We start from the raw sequence: 18,804 nt of genomic DNA, 5'->3' as shown, positions 1-18,804 counted from the left end.
TGGCCAAGCTTGATGCTGTCATCGCCGGCCCCGGCCGAGACGGTGTTATCCCCCTTGCCGAGGGTGATGCTGTTCTTGCCATCGCCTGCGGAAACATAGTTGTTCCCATCTCCGGCCTTGATCTGATCCGCGCCGCCGCCGGTAGTGATGCTGTTGTCGCCGCTGCCGGCAGTGACCTTGTTACTTCCTTCCCCGGCTTCAATCTCGTTGTTGCCGCCGCCAACAGTGATCGCGTCGTTACCCTTGCCTGCAAAGATGGCATTATTCCCATTGCCAGCCAGGATCGTGTTGCTGCCATCTCCGGCGAAAATACGATTGTATCCGCCGCCGGCCCGGATGTTGTCACTGCCGCTTCCGGCTGTGATAATGTTCTCGCTTTCCTCAGCACCTGCGACTGTAATCTTGTTGTTGCCTTCGCCGGCATTGATGACGTTGCTGCCGCCACCCCCTGTGATGACGTCAGCGCCGCCTTCCGCTGTAACTACATTACTACCGTTACCGACAGAGATTTTGTTATTGCCGCCACCGGCCCGGATCTCATTGGAGCCTTCACCAGCTTCGATCTGGTCATTGCCATCACCGGCCTCAATGAAATTGTCGCCGCCTCCAGCAAGTATCCTGTTGTTGCCCGCACCGGCTGAAATGACGGAATCCAGGTCCGCAGCGATGATGCGGTCGTTCCCATCTGTTCCGATGATGGTTTCTTTTTTTTCCATTGACCCATTCCCATTTCACCCAGAGGCGAACGTATGGAATGGCCACCTACCAAAAGGTTAATCCTTCGGTCGCAGGCAAAAACAACCCTTAATTTATTAACTTAAAACTTAATGAACCTATAGATGATTAAGCGGAGACCTGCTTTCTGGGGTGGTCAAGCCGACCAAAAACAAGGACCATAGCTGCGCCCTGCCCCAGTCACAGTGTTGTATCTCCCGTCGGCGGCGGAGGCGGTGTCACGGCTGATGACGTCTCTTGGCTCCACTGTAGGCATGGAAGACCAGGTAGCCGCTATTCGCCATCCCGGTAGGTTACGGCAAATGCCGATCCGTCCTTGGTAGCAATGGTCTCCATCCCCGGCATGACGTCGATATTATGCGCAGCCAGAACGGCCCAGCCATTGGCCAGGCGCTATGCAAAAAACACCATTATTGCGAAAACGGTCCTCAAGAGTTTCACCTGTCCTGCCAATTTGCCGTGCCAGTTTCCAGCGGGTGTGAATGATCGCGGTGTCGCCGCCAACCCGCCGGACCTTGATACCCCGGGCAGTAATCTCTGAGTGCCGGAAGAACGTACTGAGCCCGTAGGCGTGCGCTTTTTCGATGTCGACGCGGTTGTGCCACCACAGACCCACGACATTGACGAAATCAGCGTCCTCAGCAAAGAGAGAAGCTAGAGCACCCGCCTCTCTGGCGTTCCAGGCTTCGGCAAAGAGCCGGGGATGCCATCCGGTGTTTCAGGCATAGGCATGCAGCACCGCCGGGATCAGGATGTCTTCCTCGTCATAGGTATGCCGGTTCAGGATCTTGTTCAGAACTTTCGCCTGCTCCAGCGCCTTGCCGATTTGTGACTTTGAGGTTTCCCCGCCGCGCAGCAGGGCAAAGACCTGTTCCGACTGGTCCAGCGCCTGATCCAGGACCTGGTGGTCGTTTTCCAGAAGGTCTATGGCCGAAGCCAGCTGCGGGAAGCGCCCCAGAAAACCGGGCAGCACATTGCTGTCCTCGAAGCTGTGATGGCCGTGAACATGCGAGACCAGATCAAGGCCCAGGCGGTTCATGCCAGTCAGCCCCATCAGCTCCTGGACGCTGCCCTCGGGTTCGTCCAGCACAGCTTTCAATCCACCGATCAGCCGGGCACTGGCCTCAGAGATCGAGGCGTGAAGGCGCTGAAGATGCGCGGGCCAACCAAGAAACCGGGTGTCATCGTCCCATGCCGCACGGTCCGCTGGAAACAGGCCGTGCAGCAGGTCCGGGCCAATCCGGCCGCGCGAGGCAATGTGGTAATCGGGGGCGTTGTAGTCGTAGTTGTGCATTGTCAGCTCAATCCCTGAGCCTTCATCGCCGCCTGCACGCTGCGGTCTTTCAGCATGGTTTCCATGAAGCGTTTCACCGGCGGGTAGTCCTGCCAGGGTTTCGGCGTGTGTGCCGTCCAGCGCACCATTGCAAAGGCGTAGGGGTCGGCAATCGTGCGCTTGCTGCCTGCAACATGTGGGCCGCCGTCCAGTAGTGTGCTGAGATGGTTCATTACCCGATCAATCTTGGCGAATGCCGCTTGCCGCACTTCATCCTGCGCACCCGTGGAACTGTTAACCGTGTACCGGTCCGGCACAAAGAAGGGCCAGAATGCGGGATGGAAATCGCCTGTCAGAAAAGCCAGCGCCTCATCCAGCCCGAATTGGCTGAGCGGGTCCTTGGTCACGCCCAAGTCGGCTTCCGGGTATTTGGCCTCGATATACTTCAGGATCGCATCTGCCTGCGTCATGATACGGAAGCCATCATCCTTAAGCGCTGGGACCATGCCCAGAGGATTGATATTGAGGTATTCCTCGGACCCGAGTTCAACCAGCTCTGCCTCGTAAGGCTTGCCCGTCCATTCCAGGGCGATATGCGGTGCCAGGGCACAGGTGCCGGGTGCATAGTAGAGTTTCATGACCGGAGTCCTTTCCATGTAGCTCTTCAGTTGCTGCGCGGCTTGAAGGTGAGGCTTTCTGTCTTTTGTCCCGGCTGGCTGTAGCCATCGCTGTCCAGCGGCCGGTCGAACAAGCCGGTCAGCCTGTTTCCAGCGATGTCTTCCAGGGTGGTGTCCACCTCAATCCGGTAGTCGGTGCTTGCCCAAGGGGTGCGGGGTGTGAAGATCCACTCCCGCTCATTCGGCCCAAGGCGCAGCGAGCCGTCGAGCTTTGCACCGGCTGTGTCGGTCACCCGCACCCTGTAGGCCAGGGAGACGTGATCCATCGGGCCATTCAGTGTCACCAGAAGCGGTTCAGTTGAATTCGCCATGGGCGCCTGCACCTGCCACTTCGCCAAATCAGGCGCCTCGAAATCCGCTTGGGCGGCAACGAAGGTCTTCTCATAGCTGCGCGTTAACGTGCAGCCGCGTCTGGTTTCCGCGCCGCTCCTGATTTGCAGGGAATACGCCTTCCCCGGCTCCAGCGCCCGGCCCAGCGTATTGTGTGCTACCAGCCCGGTCTTTACCCGGCCCGGATCAAACAGCACCGTCAGCCTTCGATCATTCGGCGACCAGAGATCGAATTTGTTCTCGATGAAGACCCCTGGAACCACCTTGCCGTCTTCATCGAGCAGCACGACGGAGTCCCATATGCCCTCCCGTGCCATCGGTTCGGAGAAGTAGACATAGAAGCGCAGCAGGTTTTCGGGCAGCACATCAGCACTGGGGTAGACTTGGGTTACCTGGGCAGTATCTGACACGCTTTCCTCGCAGGCTTGTGCCGCTGAACTGGCCGCAACGAGCGCGGCCAGCCAGAGGGATGCGGTTTTCAGATTTCGGAGCATCTGCACGTTACCTCGCCAGATCAGCGTAGCCCGCGTCTGCCTTCAGCATGTTCTGGAAGTTGCGGAAAAACTCCTGCTCCTCCACATACTGATAGTCGGGGAAGTTATATTCGCTGACGAAGTCGCTGAGCCGGAAGTACGCGCCTTTGCGGAACGAGACCAGATCGACGTCGCCGGTATCCAGGTTGCGCTTGAGCGTCACCAGAAACTGTTCATCCTGGTCATCGGCCTGCAAAACTGCTCCCAGCGGGCGTGCAGCGGTTTTCACCCCTGCGTCACCCCAAAGCTCTGGGGACGACAGCCCTTCGCCTTTGCTGGCCTCGGCCAGGTCAGACACCCGGATCAGATCGGCATCTCGTTCCTTGTTGATGACCAGCACATATTCTTCCGGCTGGAACTCCTCATTCGGAGCAGTGAAGTGCAGCAATTCAAGGGGCGTGTTGCCATAGCCGAGCTCGGCCACAGTCTTGCCGGACACATGGGCGCCGTCAGCTAGATCGCCAGACGGGATCGTGACCAGTGGTGTGCAAGTGTAGGCAGCAACAACCGTCTTCACACCATCCAGATCGACCACGCTCATTGCCCGGATCGGCGCCCGGGTTTCGGTCTGATTGTGAACGGTATGGTAGATTTCGATGCTGGACGTCGAAGCAGAGTCAGTAAACGGGTACGGGATCTGCCGCAGGGTTGAGGCGAACTCTCCGGTCGACAGCCCGGCAGCGAACAGCGTGCCATCCACGAAATCAAGATCCGTGACGGTGAAGGTGGCAGCCGGAATGTCATGCCAGAAAGTGACGCTGTCATCGGGTGTGCCGTTCAGTTCCACCGATGTGCCTTCCAGAGCAGCCAGATCCAGCGGTGTGATGGTGCCATCCTGATCCACCCGCACAATCATCGGCGATTTGCTGTCGCCCGAGCGCAGGGACATCGAAATGTAGGTTTCCTTGGACACGGGATGCACGGCGATATCGTGATAGCTGATGCTGTACGGATCTGCGCCGGTCGAGGCCGCCAGCCGGGCGCCCAGGCCAATCAGGTTGTAACTGCGCGATTCCGCTGCCGGGGCAGCTTCGGGCAGCGTGTAGGCAAAGATCCTTCCGCCGTCGGTGTCAGCTACAAACAGCGTATTGCCGTCGGCAAACTCCAGCACGGTGGTGGACTGAGGCGTTTCAAGCGCGGCAGCGCCTGTTGCAAACGACAGGGACAGAAGTCCGGCCGCCAGGGCGGGTGAAGTGGATTTCAGTTTCATGGTGCCTCCAGGCAGGTCGTGGTTCGGCGGCTCCAAGACAGTTTCTGCCTTGCCGCCGTGCCCCAATTTAGCACCTATGGACCAATGCGGTGAGTAGGAACACTTTGGATACTATTGAAGATGTCAGTTCGCCTTTGCACAGAGGCTGTTCATAACGCGGAACTCGACGCCCTCCGAAAGGAGCAAGCCTTGGCAGGGCGGCGTATCCAAGGGTACATTTCTGGAGCGAGGAGCTGAATGGGATGCTTGAAGACCAGATGAAGGATGCAACAGAGGAAGATGCGGCCGCGCATGTATGCCCGGTCGAAACCGTCATCGAGATCATCGGCGGGAAGTGGAAGTGCCAGATCATTCACTTCCTGCTTGGCGGCACCCGGCGGTTCGGTGAAATCCGCCGTCAAATCCCCGACGTGTCTCAGCGGGTTCTGACCCGCAAATTACGGGAACTGGAAGCGCATGGAATCGTCGTCCGCAAAGTTTATGCAGAGGTTCCGCCCCGCACGGAGTATTCCCTTACGCCGACCGGGCAGTCGCTTGAGCCCGTGATGCAGGAGCTAGACCGTTGGGCCCAGGCAAATCTGGGCAGTTCCGGTGGCGTAGTTTAGTTAGAATGAGCGATGGCGAAGCCGGGCACGCCTGTTGAATGCCGCACCGACTGGGCGAAGCAAAACAGTTTCGCCAGAGCAAAAAAGATCTTGGAAGGCTGTCTAGAATTTGGTCCAACGCCCGAACTACCGCAACAGCCTTCACAAGGCCTGTTCAGTTCACTCCGCCGAAGCAATGTTCAAAAACGGCGCTAACTGACATGACGCCCGCCTAAGCCGCTAACTCAGCATTTCGCGCGCGATGATGGTTCGCTGGATTTCCGATGATCCTTCATAGATCCGGAATATCCGTAAGTCGCGCAAGTAGCGTTCCACCGGAAAATCACGGGTATAGCCATAGCCGCCGTGGATCTGCAGCGCCCGGTCCGCAATACGCCACGCAGCCTCACTGGCAAAAAGCTTGGCGAATGCAGACTCCGACGAATAACGCTCACCAGTGCCCCGCTTGCGGGCGGCTTGCAGCCCCAATGCCCGCGCCGCGGCCAGTTCGGTGGCACTGTCGGCCAGCATCCACTGCAGCCCCTGGTAATGGCCGATCGGTCGTCCGCCGACCTCACGTTTCTTGGCATAGGACACAGCCGCATCCAGTGCGGCGCGCGCAATGCCAGTGGCCTGCGCGGCCACTTCGATACGGCCGTTATCCAGCACCTTCATCGCGGTTCGGAACCCGGCACCCTCCTCGCCCAGCCGGTTTTCCGCGGGCACATGGCAATCAAACGAGATCGGAAACACGTGGCCGCCGCGCAGCCCCATGGTCTCCTCATGTTTGCCGATCTCCACCCCAGCGGTTTTGGCTGGTTCCACCACAAAGGCGCTGACCCCGCGGGCGCCGGCTGCGCTGTCGGTCTTGGCATAGACCACGAAAAAATCTGCATCACCCGCATTGGAGATGAAGCATTTGGAGCCCTTCAGCCGGTAGCCGTCGCCTTCGCGGGCGGCGGTACTGCGCATATCAGCAGGGTTGGAACCCGCCATCGGCTCAGTCAGCGCGAAGGCGCCAAGTGCCTCACCCGCTGCGGCGGCCGGCAGGAAGCGCTGTTTGAGCGCCTCATCCCCGCCCAGGAGCAGCGAATCCGTTGCTAGGAAGTGCGCCGTCAGCATCGAAGCGGTGGAGCCACAGGCGCCTGCGATAGTCTCCACTGCGCCGTACAGAGCTGGCCCGGACAGACCGATGCCGCCATTGGTTTCGGGCAAGTTCATGCCCATGATGCCCATTTCTGCCAGTGCCGGGCGGTGCAGGGTTGCAAACTGCCCCTTGGCGTCGAGAGCGGCGGCGGCCGGTGCCAGCACCTCGCTGGAAAACCGTTCGATCTGGCCGATGACGGCCTGTTCTTCGCTGTTCAGGTCGCCGATCATTTGGCCTCTCCTTCCTGTAACTGTTCTAGAATTTCCTGTGTGTGCGCGCCCAGTTCCGGGGCCGCCTTCCGGGATCCTCTTGCCGCACCGCTGAAGTGGACAGGCTGTTCCGGCACAGAGAATTCACCGAGCATGGGATGTTTCACCGGGGATGCCAGCCCGCGCGCCTGCGCCTGAGGCGAGGCCCAGGCCTCAGACACTGTACTCAGGGCCGCGGCTGGAATGCCCGCCTCTGTCAGGACCGCCACCGCGTCCTGCGCGCAGCGCGCGGCGGCCCAGTCTTCAATACGCCGAGCCAGGGCCGGTTCATTCTGACGCCGCAACACATCACTGGCAAAACGCTCGTCCTCCGCCAGATCCGGCGCGCCAATGGCCTCTGTGAAACAGGCAAACAGCCGGTCGTTCAGTACCGCAACGGAGAAACAGCCATCTTTGGCCGGATAGGTGCCAAATGGCGCCGATAGCGCATGTTTGTTGCCCGTCCGTTTTGGAGTCTCACCGGCCATCAGCGCCCGGCAGGCCGCCACCGGCATCATCGACACCAGTGAGTCGTAGAGCGCCAGATCAACATGCCGTCCGCGGCCGCTGCGTGTACGGTCGAACAGCGCCACCATCGTTCCAAATGCAGCAAACATGCCGCCCGCCACATCGGCAAAGGCGTCACCGGCCATCATCGGTGGGCCGCCCGGATCGCCGGTCATGTCCATCAGGCCGCACATCGCTTGGATGATGATGTCATAGGCTGGCAGCATACGGTTCGGACCGGTCTGGCCAAAGCCGGAAACCGAGACATAGACCAGTTGCGGATAGGCCGTGCAAAGCTCCTCAGCACCCAGCCCGAACCGCTCCATCACGCCGGGGCGGAAGTTCTCGATCAGCACGTCGCAATCTGCCGCCAACGCCCGTGCCGCCGCCGCGCCTTTCGCGGATTTCAGATCCAGAACGATGGATTTTTTGCCCCGGTTCACCGACTGGAACAGCAAGCTTTCGCCTTCCTTGAACGGGCCGATATGGCGGTAGTCATCGCCTGCAGCGGGCTCAACCTTGATTACTTCCGCGCCCAGATCAGCCATCAGCGCCGTGCAGTAAGGCCCGGCCAGAACGCGGGAGAAATCCAGCACCCGGACTCCTTCGAGCGGCCTGCGGCCTGCCGTTTTGTCATCTTTGAACATGCATCCACCTTCAATTGCTTGCTGGAGGATAGCGTTCGGTTAGGTATTGTAGGAAATACGAGATAGGTATGAAGGGTATTCCTGCTTGAATATACCATTGAACTTCCGCCAGGTTGAAGTCCTGCTGGCGGTCGCAGACACCGGCAGCACTGCCGCGGCGAGCCGCGCGCTGAACACCTCGCAGCCCTCGGTTTCGCTAGCCATTACCCGCTGCGAGGAGGTGTTCGGACAGAAGCTCTTTCTCCGTATCCCCGGGCGCGGGATGGAGCTGACCCCGTTCGGGCGGCACAAGGTCGCCCAGCTGCGCGAACTGGAGAAGCAAGCGCGTTGGGTACTGAGCGGCGGTGACGGAACACCAGAGTTCCTGAACCTGGGAGTGTTTTCCACCCTCGGCCCGCGCTATGCCCCACGGCTGGTACGCCGCTTCCTGGACGACCGCCCGGACGCCGAAGTCCGTATCCTCGAAGGTGACCTGCAAACGCTGTTCGACTGGCTCAGCGAAGGCCGGATTGACATGGCGCTGCTATACGATTTCGGCATTCCATCCGACTTTGTCATCACTCCGTTGATGGCGGCGGTGCCCTATGCCCTGCTGCCGCAGGAGCACCATTTGGCACAACAGCCCAGCGTGAACGCCGAAGACCTGGCGCAGGAGCCGGTCATCCTGATGAACCTGCCCCACAGCCGCAGTTATTTTCTGTCCCTGCTGCAAAACGCCAAGGGCTCAGTGCAGGTCGCCCACGAAACCAGGTCAATCGAAATGCTGCGTTCAATGGTGGCCAACGGGTTCGGCGTCGGTCTGCTGGCCACCGATCTGCCGGATGCCCACTGTTATGATGGGAGCCCATTGACCCGGGTCCCCCTTTCCGGCAACCCGCCCCTTCATCAGATCGCTCTTGCCCATCGTGGTGCAGCTCTAAAGCGGCCAATTCTTCAGGCTTTCACCGCCTTTGCAGAAACCTTTTTCAATCAGCACCATTGAGAGCAAGGCACCCGTCCGGCGCAGGCCCACTACAACACGGATTTCGGTCTCCTATCCTGTCTGCGGCATGCCGCGGTTCGACCCATTGCGCTCACCCGCTACAGTAACCGGGTGCTGCGTTGCGGCCCATCATAGGCGACATTCGCTGCACCTGCGATATCGTGCGACATGTGAACTCACACAGTTCCGGGCGAGGCAGCCATTGGGATATCTGGCTCCAAGAGACAGGAATGGCCTAAGGCAGCCCTTCAAGCCTCTCTCCCGATACCGCAGCGCGACTCGCAAAAGCAGCCGTCGCACACTCCGCAGCACATTCCCACGGCAGTGTTTTTAGCGCCGTGCTCACGGTCTTGCTGGATAGTGACGCTTGGCGAACCAAGCCAGATGCCGGCATAAACATCCGGAAGCGCTGCTACATGCAACCGGAGGCTGCTTCCCGCTTGGCTCGCGCTGATCCTTCTGCGGGAAGCCCCGGCGCGGCGGGGCAATCGTGCCGCTTCCGTCAGCCCTGGGTGAACAGCTGATAGCCCGGGCGAGCAACAGCACACAGGCTGGTGATCGGGGCGTCACTAATCCAGGTGGTGCGCTCCATGACGAACAACGCATCCCCGACCTCGCTCTGAAGGATTTCGCTATCGGTACTGGTGCCGGTGCGGGCGTACAGGCGCAAATCGCATTTGCTGTAGGGGCGGTTGCGGACCAGCCATTCGTTTGCGCTCTCACGGCTCAGGTCCACCGACGCTATCTCCGGCACGGTTTCTACGCAGATCCAGCGGTCTTCGAAAATATAGGGTCGGCTGTCGGCAAGATGCAAAGCCTCGACACGCAGCATCGGGCGGGCTTCGTGCAGGCCAAAGTTGGCCATGATGGCCGGGGGTGACGGCTGCATGGACTGCCGGATCAGCTGGTAGCGGTAGACGCTGCCTTTCTGTTCCACCTCGAGCCGGGTGATCGGAATATTGAGAGTCGCCCGCGTCACCGGATCACGCCGCACCGTTGTTCCGCCCTTTCGCCGCCGTTCGACAATGCCGCTTTGGGCCAGATCCCGCATTGCCCGGTGAACGGTGGAGCGGGCGCAGCCGAACCGGGCAGCGAATTCCTCGTCCCGCGGCAGCTTGTCTCCGGGTCCGTAGGTGGAGTTCAGGATCATCTCCCGGATGCTGTCCCGGATTGCCACCCAGGAATGCCGTTGCTTTTCTGCCATCCAATATCCCCCAGATCAAACGGGAAAATGCTTACTGCCGCTCCATATTTCATTCAGCGCAGTAAGGCGAACGCGAACTGCACAACCGTGATTGACAAGAATATGTAGCTACATATTAATGTAAAGCACGTACAAAACAAGATTGATTCTGCGCTGCCCGCGCCCGGTCACCGCAGGTCCACCGACAGACGGAGGAATGGAGACATGGAAAGACGTGAGTTTCTGAAAGCGGGTGCGCTTGGCACCGCAGCCACGGCGCTGGCCAGCCCGGCCATTGCTCAGAACAAAATGCAGTGGAAGATGGTCACTGCCTGGCCCAAGAACCTGCCCGGGCCCGGTGTCGCGGCGCAGATGCTGGCCGACCGGATCACCACCCTGTCCGGCGGCCGGATCGAGGTGAAGCTGTTTGCCGCGGGCGAGCTGGTGCCGGGCCGCGGCGTTTTCGACGCGGTGTCCGAAGGCACGGCTGAGCTCTACCATGCGGTCCCGGCCTACTGGGGATCCAAGTCCAAGGGCATCCTGCTATTCGGCTCGCAGCCTTTCGGCCTGCGCGCGGATGAGCAGTTCGGCTGGCTGTACCACGGCGGCGGCCAGGCGCTGTACGACGAGATGTACGGCCGCTTCGGCATCAAGCCGTTCCTGTGCGGCAACTCTGGCCCGCAGTGGGGCGGCTGGTTCAAGACCGAGATCAACTCTGCCGAGGACCTGAAGGGCCTCAAGTTCCGCACCACCGGTTTGGCCTCGGAAATGGCCTCGAAACTGGGCATGGCGGCTGAGGCTACCAGCGGCCCGGCGATGTTCCAAGGCCTGCAGACCGGTGCGCTGGATGCCGGTGAGTTCATCGGCCCCTGGACCGACAGCGCGCTCGGTTATTACCAGGTCGCCAAGAATTACTACTGGCCGGGCGTGGGCGAGCCGTCGTCGGCCGAGGAATGCGGCGTCAACGCCAGCGTCTTCGCGGAATTGCCGAAGGACCTGCAGCACGTGGTGTCACTGGCCTGCGAGAGCCTCTACAACCCGGTCTGGACCGAATACACCACCAAACATGCGCTGGCGCTGAAGAAGATGGTGGATGAGGACGGTGTGCAGGTGAAGATGTTCCCCGAGGACGTGATCTCCGCCATGGGCGCAGCCGCCAAGGAAGTGATCGCCGAGCTGCGGGAGGACCAGGACGAGCTGGTGCGCCGCATCACGGAAAGCTTCCTCTCCTACCGCGACAGCGTCGGCGGCTACATGACCTATGCCGACAACGGCCAGATGAACGCCCGCGCCTCGGTGATGGGCTACTGATTACACAACAGCTGCCGGCGCCCTGAGAGACCGGGCGCCGGCTTTTTTGATGGGGAGAGACGCAGGATGCTACGGGTTGCGGATGCTCTGGACGGCATCAACCGGGGTCTGGCGATGGCGGTACGCTGGCTGGCGCTGCTGATGGTGCTGGCGCAGTTTGCCATCGTGGTCGGGCGCTACGTGTTCGGGGTGAACTCTATCGCCGCGCAGGAAAGCGTCCTCTACATGCATTCCGCCCTGTTCATGCTGGCGGCCGGCTACACACTGCTGGTCGACAAGCATGTGCGCGTAGATGTGTTCTATGCGGGCCTCAGCCCCTGGACCCAGCGCCGCATCGACATCTTCGGCCATCTGGTACTGCTGCTGCCGTCAATGGTGGCCCTGCTCTACTGGTCCTGGCCGTCGGTGCGCAATTCCTGGGCCATCCTCGAAGGCCCGATCGCCGTTGGCGGTCTTGAGGCCGTGTTCCTGCTGAAATCGCTGATCCCCGCCTTCTGCGTGCTGATCATGCTGCAATCCATCGCCCTGCTGATCCGCCTGTTCTCCGAAAGAGCCCCCCAATGACGGAATATCTCGACCTGGTCATGTTCGCGGCCCTGATGGCAGCGATCCTCATGGGGTTCCCGGTGGCCTTCTCCATCGCGGGCATTGCGATCCTGTTTGCTTATCTCGGCTGGGCGCTGGGGGTGATGGATATCTCGCTGTTGGGAGCACTGGGCCAACGTGCCTTCGGACTGCTGAGCAATCAGGTGCTGATCGCCATCCCGCTGTTCGTGCTGATGGGCGCGATCCTGGAAAAGAGCCGCATCGCCGAAGAACTGCTGGACACCATGGGGCGGCTGTTCGGCCAGCTGAAGGGCGGTTTGGGCATCTCGGTGGTGCTGGTGGGGACGCTGCTGGCGGCCTCGACCGGCATTGTCGGCGCCACGGTGGTGGCGATGGGCATGATCGCCCTGCCCGCCATGCTGCGCGCGGGCTACGACCCGCGGGTGGCTTCCGGCATAGTCTGCACGGCCGGCACGCTGGGGCAGATCATCCCGCCTTCGACGCTGCTGATCATCCTTGCCGACGTAATGTCCAACGCCTACCAGCAGGCGCAGTACGAACAGGGCAAATTCTCGGTCGAGGCGCTGTCCGTGGGCCAGTTTTTTGCCGCTGCGCTGGTGCCCGGGCTGGTGCTGGTGGCGCTGTACCTGCTCTATATCTTGGTTCGAGGGTTCCTGCGCCCGCAGGATATGCCCTCTGCCCCGTCCGGGCTCGCGCGTCCCAGCCGCGGTCAGGTCGTGCGCGCCGTGGTGCCGCCGATCCTGCTGATCTTTGCCGTGCTCGGCGCCATCCTCGGCGGCGTTGCCACCCCCACCGAAGCCGCCTCTGTCGGCGCCATCGGCGCCCTGCTGATGGCCGGCGTCCGCGCCGGCGGCCCGGCCCGGCTGATCCTGTTGGGTGCGGCTGCACTGATCCTGCTGGGCATCCTGTCGGGCCTGCATCCCATCCGGCTGCAGCGCAGCGACCTCAGCAGTGGTGATTTTGTGGCGGGGCTGTTTTATGCGCTGCTGGCTGCAGCCGGAGCCATGGCAGTGATCGCCGCCCTGCGCAGCGGGCTGAAACAGCGCATCCTGCACGAGGCCGTGACCTCGACCACGACAATGACGGCGATGATCTTTGCTACCATCCTGGCCGCGGGGATGTTCTCGCTAGTGTTCATCGGCCTGGGCGGCGAAGAGCGGGTGGCGTATATCCTCGGCAACATGCCGGGCGGGCCGTCCGGGGCGCTGCTGTTCTGCATGCTGTTCATCTTCGTGCTGGGCTTCTTCCTCGATTTCGTCGAGATCTCGGTGATCGTGCTGCCGCTGGTGACGCCGACGCTGATCCTGATGGGGCATGACCCGGTCTGGCTGGGCATTCTGATCGCGATCAACCTGCAGACCAGCTTCCTGACCCCACCGTTCGGCTTCTCTCTGTTCTACCTGCGCGGCGCCGCGCCCAAGGAAGTAACCACCCGCCACATCTATCAGGGGGTTGTGCCTTTCATCGGACTGCAAGCACTTGGAGTTCTGCTGATCTGGCTGGTCCCAAGTCTTGCCACCTGGCTGCCCTCTGCCATTTTTTGACGCAGCGCGCCCCTGCCGCTCCGTTTTCAACTACCGGCAACGGCAATTATGCACGGAACGAGAAAAGGGGAAGGGACCGACCCGAAGCACGGTTTAGCGATCAAGGGAGAATGGCGGCCGCATGCGTCGGGCGTCGGCGCCATGAGCTCCACATTTCTGCAGATAAACTTTTCCGTCCTTCGCGCGGCATTCCGCATTTGCAACCAAAGCAGGAATGGGCTCTTCACGGTCATCGCAGGCAGCGCAGCATCCAGCCGATTAGGTTCCGGCAAAGCGTTGAGGACGGCCCATTGCGGGCATTCGCCACAGTAGCTGGGCGCTGCAGTGCGGCCGTCAGAGAAGTCATTCGCTGCGTCTGCAAATTCGCAAGCCATGCGAACTCCCACAGTGCGGGACGGAGCTGCCCTTAGCCGCACATGCAGCCTGGACGCCCCCATGTGTCCGCTACATATGCCGGCTTCGCTGGGCGGTTCCCAAGCCTCCTGCGAGGCTTGGGTCTGCATTTGATCAAAACAGGATATTCTCCTGCAGCGCTGCAAGACTGGCGTTCTGAACTGTCAGCGTGTCACCGTTCCCGAAGTCAAACACGACATCAGCACCGTTTTCTTCCGCATAAGACAAGGCCTCAGCCTCATCTATGAAACCAAAGCTCCCAAGATCAATGGTGTCCATAATTCCGGAGAAATCCGTTATGACGTCCTGGCCGTAACCTGCCTCAAACACAAATGTGTCATCACCGTAGCCACCTTCCAGGGTGTCCTTGCCAGCGCCGCCATAGAGCGTGTCGTTGTCGTCGCCGCCCTCCAGAATGTCATCGCCAATGCCACCTTCCAACTGATCATGGCTGTTTCCTCCATGCAGGTAGTCATTTCCCTGCCCACCTGTCAGAGAGTCCTCTCCGCCGTCTCCGGTGAGGCTATCACCTCCATCACCGCCAATAAGTGTATCATTGCCGCCATCGCCAACCAGAGTATCCGCTCCGGCACCGCCTTCAATCCTGTCATTATGGCTGCCGCCGTCCAGCATGTCGTGACCGGCATGTCCTATCAGCGTGTCATCGCCATTGCCGCCATAGAACGTGTCGTTGTCGGTGCCCGTATCATACCCAGAGATTTTATCAGCGTTGCCGGTGCCCGTAACCATCGTTACCCCGTTGCCATCGACATAAATGCTGCCGGTTGCATCTGCTGCCCCGTCCTTGAAAACCATTCCGGAAAAATCATAGGTGCCGCCGCCCTGGACAAATAGGTCATGGAGGCCGGTATCGATAATTTGAATCCTGTGAATTTCTGCGTTGGTACCGATTTTGATAATCGGACCGCCTTCATTGTCAAACAGCAGAGTATTGGTCTCAAGGACGCCATCGATACTGTCGTTTAGAACTGCATCTTCACTGGTTCTGTGGATGATTGTGTCGTTGCCGCTGCCGCCAATCAGGGTATCGACACCAGCACCGCCTTCCAGGACGTCGTCGTGGTTGCCGCCATGCAGATAGTCATTGCCCTTCCCGCCTACCAGGGAATCGTTCCCGCCGTCCCCGATCAATGAGTCAGCGTTTCCGAGATGGTTATCGCTGTCACCACCTTTCAGCGTGTCGTTGCCGCTGCCGCCAACGAGCGTGTCCTGGTCAGCACCGCCATCAATACTGTCGTTACCGTCGCCTCCGTCCAGCGAGTCCTTTCCATCGTTCCCATTCAGTGTGTCATCGCCCTTGCCGCCATAGAAAGTGTCGCGGCCGGACTCCGATGCATCCCCAGAGATTTTGTCAGCGTTTTTGGTACCCGTAACTGTTGTTTCCACGCTGCCATCGACTTGAATGCTGCCGGTGGCATCTGCTGCCCCGTCCTTGAAAACCATTCCGGAAAAATCATAGGTGCCGCCGCTCTGGACAAAGAGAATGTCATTTGCGGTGTCTATGATTTCTATACCTTTGATGACCGCATTGGTGCCGATGGTAATTGGCGCTACAGTGCCCTTGACCAGCTGCAAAGTGTCGGTCCCAAGACTGCCGTTGATGCTGTCATTCAAGATTGAGTCATCAGTAGAAAAATCGTGAACGATGGTATCGTTGCCGCTCCCGCCAATCAGCGTATCAACGCCTGAACCACCGATCAGGGTATCGTCGAGATTGCCGCCATGCAGATAGTCATTGCCCCTCCCACCTATCAGGGAATCGTTCCCGCCGTTTCCGGTTAACGAATCTGATCCGTCACCCCCTTCCAGCGTGTCAAAGCCGCCCTTGCCAACCAGCGTATCATCGCCCAGGCCTCCAATAAGCAAGTCATCCCCGCCAGTGCCAGTCAAATTCAATCCTGCCGTCATAATCAGTCTCCATTAGAACCCATGGAGACTACCTCCCGAGAAGTGTTAAGGAAAAGCTAACATGGATCTTTAGTGCACTGATTTTTAGTCATGATTTGTTTCTTGTAGGTGAACGAAAATTCTCTCAATGGAAGCCGCGACGAACGGCCTGCGTTTCTTGAAAAGATACTGCTGCACCCAGAAACACTTATGCACGAAAGGGCAGTTTCCTCACTTCTTTGCCATCCTGCCAACACTGAGCGTTGAATGTCCGCTTAGTGCCTTGAGCAACGTGCTGCGCGCGAGATTACCTGGCAAGCACTAGAGTAACCCTTACATCCAATTCCATCTCTTCCTTGTGCTTGGATCGATTGCAACTCACGCACATAGGAGCAATCCACCAGCACTTGTCCGTCCTACCGTCTTGCGAAATCACATGAGCACCATCTGCCAGGGGTTTCGAACATCCCAAGACACTGCATTTCTTAGGTCGCTTTAGCTTTAAAAACTTTTCCCAGTGCTTTATCCAAGGTTTGCATTGACCAGAACGGCTAGAACCGGAAACATTCTTTGCGACAAACCGTTCACTCTTGTTGGGTTTTCGTTTCCTTGCCATGCAACAGCTTTATCCAAGTAGTGAAAAAAGTATTTGGCGATCAGCCAGCAACTGCTCTCCGGATAATGGAGCCATCCGTTTCAGGAAATACGCTAAAAACGCTCTAGTGACAGTTTGCAAGTTCGGCCGCCACGCGAGCCAGACACCTCAAAGCCAAACTGTGTGGCTTTGCCGGTCATATTATATGACTTTGTAGTCATCGGTTCTCCAATTTTCAATGGATAGCGAAGACTTGTCGCGTATTGGTAGGTCCCAATAACCCGCAGAGTTCCATCCGGACGAACCCTGAAGATCATAGTGTCATGGCTTGACCCTCCGGAGTGAGTAGGTTCCGGTTCTTTCCGGCCCCATTCAACCCGTCCGGTTCCATTCCGGATTCTGACCTGAACCGATCTTCCTCCCGGTTTTACAAAAGAAGGGGTCCCTGGATCTTCAGGAACCGACTCGCACTTCAGAGCACCGACATATGTCCCGTCATATTGGGCGGTCGTTGGTGTGGAGGAACCAGCACTCGGCCTCAGCACCACCCGTTGCGTCAGAGAAGACGTTTCCCAAGGGGTCTGCTGACCGCCGGTGGTGCGGCTGACGATATTGCGCACGCGGATGAATACATCCTCAACCCGGGCACCGGGCTCCTGCAGGGCTCTGGCCAGCGCTGCCGCATACGGACTGTTGGACCCGCTTCCGTCAAGGGCAACAGCGCCCGGCGAAGTGGCAAAGGCCACCAGCGTGTCGGGCGGGGCCTGCACCCGGGAGAGGCCTGCGGAAGTGCCGCGCAAGCCTGGAACCGGTGCTGCGCGGGATCCAGAAGCCGGGCTGAAAGGGTTATCACGGCACGCATCAAGGATCACGAGATTGGTAGACCGACCTATTCTGCCACCGAAAAGCTGTTCGGCAGCGATGAACTGGCGGGTAACATCTCCAGCACTGGAAGGCGCGACATCTGTCGGTGCCAGCCAGTTGCGTCCCTCAATCTGCACAGCGTGGCCTGCGAAGTAAACTACGCCAATCCCACCCCGGCTCGACAGCCTGCTGCGGTAGGCGGAAAGCGCGGAAGCCATCTGCGCCCGGCTCAAGTCGATCTGCGGGCCTCCGCCAATCAACTGAAAACCCATGGTCTTCAGGGTCCGGCTCATCAGCTGCGCGTCAGAGGCCGGGTTATCGAGTGCGGGGATCGCACGGTATCCGCTATTGCCAATAACCAGGGCCGTTTTTGCCGCGCCGCGCCCGACGGTCCCGATGGGTTGCGACAGTACCTGGTCTGTTGCCAATGCAGCAGCATGAGGTAAAAGCGCAGAGCCATCGTCCTGAACCTGCCTCAGACTGCCACTGTCATCACAACCGAACAGAACGAAGCTGAAGAGAATTACTGCAATGCGGCGCATTTTTACTCCCCCAAATTGCAACTGAACTGCCCTATTGGACAGGGGTAAGTTGAATTTTAGTGCTCCATTGATCTTTGTCACATGATGATGAGGGATCCGGTGTCGGTAGACGATGCACCCATGCGCTTTGCGACCTCAGAAGTTACAGGCTTGCCTTTGCCTTGAAAGCAGCGCGAATTGCGGTCCGAGTTTCGCGCACTCTGTCCAGCCCCATTTCTATGGGCCAGTTCGAAGTAGAGTTTCGGGCACCGGCGGGCGCATGTTGACGGCTTGATGCGGGCGAGTGTGGTTTTATCGCCTTAGCCAGCAATCAATGGCGATCTGCGCCTGTTTGGTTGTTGTGACCCATTCAGTGTTAAGAACCTCTCGGCGGAGCGTTCCATTGAACCGTTCGTTGTTTCCGTTCTCCCAGGGTGTTCCCGGATAAATCCGGATCGGGTTGGGCGTCCACTAAGCGCCTTTCGCGCCGTGCTGCAGTTGCGAGGTTCTACCTGGTAGTCAGTATTGTAAGCGTTGCATCTAGCCCCCTCGTTGCCCCCTAAACCTGCTGGTGCTCCAAATGGTATTCAGGCCCCCGGTATTTAGCAGGAGGTCGGAATGGCGGAATACGAGGTCTGGGGTTTTACAATTCGCAAGTCAGCTTCTGGAAAGAACATCTGGCCCAACGAATTGAAATGGGAAGCCACGCGTCGCATCCGAGGGGAAGGTCAGTTACTCGAATGTTCGCTCGCCCAAAATTCTCGAGCACCCAATCATCGATCCGCTCTTCTTCGCCTTCGAAACCAAAATGTTCGCGGTTATTCCAAACGTCGGCAGCGAAGGTGCTTCCAGCTCGCTTCGTTCCATAATGTTGGCTGGTGAAACGTTGAGGACCCGCAAATCCGGCCAGTGTTGCCAGCCCGCCACAGCGCCATTCCGCCCCATTTGCTTCCAGCGGTGAGGGGGCGAACACAGAATGCCCCACGGCTGCGGGGCGTAAGATTTTGTTTCCATTGTGGTAATTTTGGTTGCGGGAGCAGGATTT

General features: G+C 59.3%; 17 protein-coding genes and 1 pseudogene. 5 read left to right on the top strand and 13 right to left on the bottom strand.

Annotation, left to right across the window (positions count from 1 at the left end; all coding sequences use genetic code 11):
- The 6 genes and pseudogenes from RA20_RS10795 to RA20_RS10775 all read right to left on the bottom strand — a co-directional run.
- A partial coding sequence (locus RA20_RS10795; protein WP_275041460.1) for a calcium-binding protein occupies positions 1–716 on the bottom strand: 716 nt, incomplete at its 3' end.
- Positions 717–1,090: 374 nt separating this feature from the next.
- Positions 1,091–1,417: pseudogene (locus RA20_RS26380) on the bottom strand (SgcJ/EcaC family oxidoreductase); the annotation flags it as partial.
- Between the two features lie 36 nt (positions 1,418–1,453).
- Positions 1,454–2,029 (bottom strand): hemerythrin domain-containing protein, encoded by a 576-nt coding sequence (locus RA20_RS10790; RefSeq protein ID WP_039128079.1) that lies wholly within the window; start codon positions 2,027–2,029, stop codon positions 1,454–1,456.
- A 2-nt stretch (positions 2,030–2,031) separates the two neighbouring features.
- On the bottom strand, positions 2,032–2,646 hold the full coding sequence (locus tag RA20_RS10785) for a glutathione S-transferase family protein (RefSeq protein WP_039128076.1): 615 nt from the start codon (positions 2,644–2,646) through the stop codon (positions 2,032–2,034).
- Positions 2,647–2,672: 26 nt separating this feature from the next.
- Positions 2,673–3,509 (bottom strand): Ig-like domain-containing protein, encoded by an 837-nt coding sequence (locus RA20_RS10780; RefSeq protein ID WP_152618484.1) that lies wholly within the window; start codon positions 3,507–3,509, stop codon positions 2,673–2,675.
- Positions 3,510–3,516: 7 nt separating this feature from the next.
- Complete coding sequence (locus RA20_RS10775; RefSeq protein ID WP_039128087.1) at positions 3,517–4,758, bottom strand: hypothetical protein; 1,242 nt, start codon at positions 4,756–4,758, stop codon at positions 3,517–3,519.
- Positions 4,759–5,000: 242 nt separating this feature from the next.
- Here RA20_RS10775 and RA20_RS10770 point away from each other — a divergent pair, with 242 nt between their 5' ends.
- Positions 5,001–5,363 (top strand): winged helix-turn-helix transcriptional regulator, encoded by a 363-nt coding sequence (locus RA20_RS10770; RefSeq protein ID WP_226430787.1) that lies wholly within the window; start codon positions 5,001–5,003, stop codon positions 5,361–5,363.
- A 219-nt stretch (positions 5,364–5,582) separates the two neighbouring features.
- Here RA20_RS10770 and RA20_RS10765 read toward each other — a convergent pair whose 3' ends face one another.
- Both RA20_RS10765 and RA20_RS10760 read right to left on the bottom strand, forming a co-directional pair.
- Positions 5,583–6,719: an acyl-CoA dehydrogenase family protein gene (locus RA20_RS10765; RefSeq protein WP_039128073.1), complete on the bottom strand. Its 1,137-nt coding sequence runs from the start codon at positions 6,717–6,719 to the stop codon at positions 5,583–5,585.
- The gene (locus RA20_RS10760) at positions 6,716–7,891 is read right to left on the bottom strand and encodes a CaiB/BaiF CoA transferase family protein (protein WP_039128070.1); all 1,176 of its coding nucleotides are present in this window, start codon (positions 7,889–7,891) and stop codon (positions 6,716–6,718) included. Before RA20_RS10760 ends, RA20_RS10765 begins: the two co-directional genes overlap by 4 nt.
- Positions 7,892–7,988: 97 nt before the next feature.
- On the opposite strand from RA20_RS10760, the gene RA20_RS10755 reads away from it, so the two are divergent.
- Complete coding sequence (locus RA20_RS10755; RefSeq protein WP_241482239.1) at positions 7,989–8,873, top strand: LysR family transcriptional regulator; 885 nt, start codon at positions 7,989–7,991, stop codon at positions 8,871–8,873.
- A gap of 502 nt (positions 8,874–9,375) precedes the next feature.
- Here the strand turns inward: RA20_RS10755 and RA20_RS10750 are convergent.
- A complete protein-coding gene (locus RA20_RS10750; protein ID WP_039128065.1) occupies positions 9,376–10,077 on the bottom strand; it encodes a GntR family transcriptional regulator in 702 nt (233 codons plus the stop codon).
- 204 nt (positions 10,078–10,281) lie between these two features.
- Between RA20_RS10750 and RA20_RS10745 the strand changes: the two genes are divergently transcribed.
- From RA20_RS10745 to RA20_RS10735, 3 genes are all read left to right on the top strand, one after another.
- On the top strand, positions 10,282–11,367 hold the full coding sequence (locus tag RA20_RS10745; protein WP_039128063.1) for a TRAP transporter substrate-binding protein: 1,086 nt from the start codon (positions 10,282–10,284) through the stop codon (positions 11,365–11,367).
- 66 nt (positions 11,368–11,433) lie between these two features.
- Positions 11,434–11,931: a TRAP transporter small permease subunit gene (locus tag RA20_RS10740; RefSeq protein ID WP_039128060.1), complete on the top strand. Its 498-nt coding sequence runs from the start codon at positions 11,434–11,436 to the stop codon at positions 11,929–11,931.
- Positions 11,928–13,478 (top strand): TRAP transporter large permease, encoded by a 1,551-nt coding sequence (locus RA20_RS10735; RefSeq protein ID WP_039128059.1) that lies wholly within the window; start codon positions 11,928–11,930, stop codon positions 13,476–13,478. Before RA20_RS10740 ends, RA20_RS10735 begins: the two co-directional genes overlap by 4 nt.
- Before the next feature lie 507 nt (positions 13,479–13,985).
- Here RA20_RS10735 and RA20_RS10730 read toward each other — a convergent pair.
- The 4 genes from RA20_RS10730 to RA20_RS25955 all read right to left on the bottom strand — a co-directional run.
- Positions 13,986–15,800: a calcium-binding protein gene (locus RA20_RS10730; RefSeq protein WP_052248949.1), complete on the bottom strand. Its 1,815-nt coding sequence runs from the start codon at positions 15,798–15,800 to the stop codon at positions 13,986–13,988.
- A gap of 687 nt (positions 15,801–16,487) precedes the next feature.
- Positions 16,488–17,861 (bottom strand): caspase family protein, encoded by a 1,374-nt coding sequence (locus RA20_RS25010; RefSeq protein ID WP_152618483.1) that lies wholly within the window; start codon positions 17,859–17,861, stop codon positions 16,488–16,490.
- 210 nt (positions 17,862–18,071) lie between these two features.
- A complete protein-coding gene (locus RA20_RS26375) occupies positions 18,072–18,209 on the bottom strand; it encodes an integrase core domain-containing protein (protein WP_446720150.1) in 138 nt (45 codons plus the stop codon).
- Between the two features lie 193 nt (positions 18,210–18,402).
- On the bottom strand, positions 18,403–18,804 hold a 402-nt coding region (locus RA20_RS25955), incomplete at its 5' end, for a hypothetical protein (RefSeq protein ID WP_206540103.1).

The sequence above is a fragment of the Leisingera sp. ANG-Vp genome (genome assembly GCF_000813725.1).
Lineage (GTDB): Bacteria > Pseudomonadota > Alphaproteobacteria > Rhodobacterales > Rhodobacteraceae > Leisingera.
The sequence above is the reverse complement of the archived record's forward strand: the minus strand, read 5'-3'. Positions and strand labels throughout refer to the sequence as shown.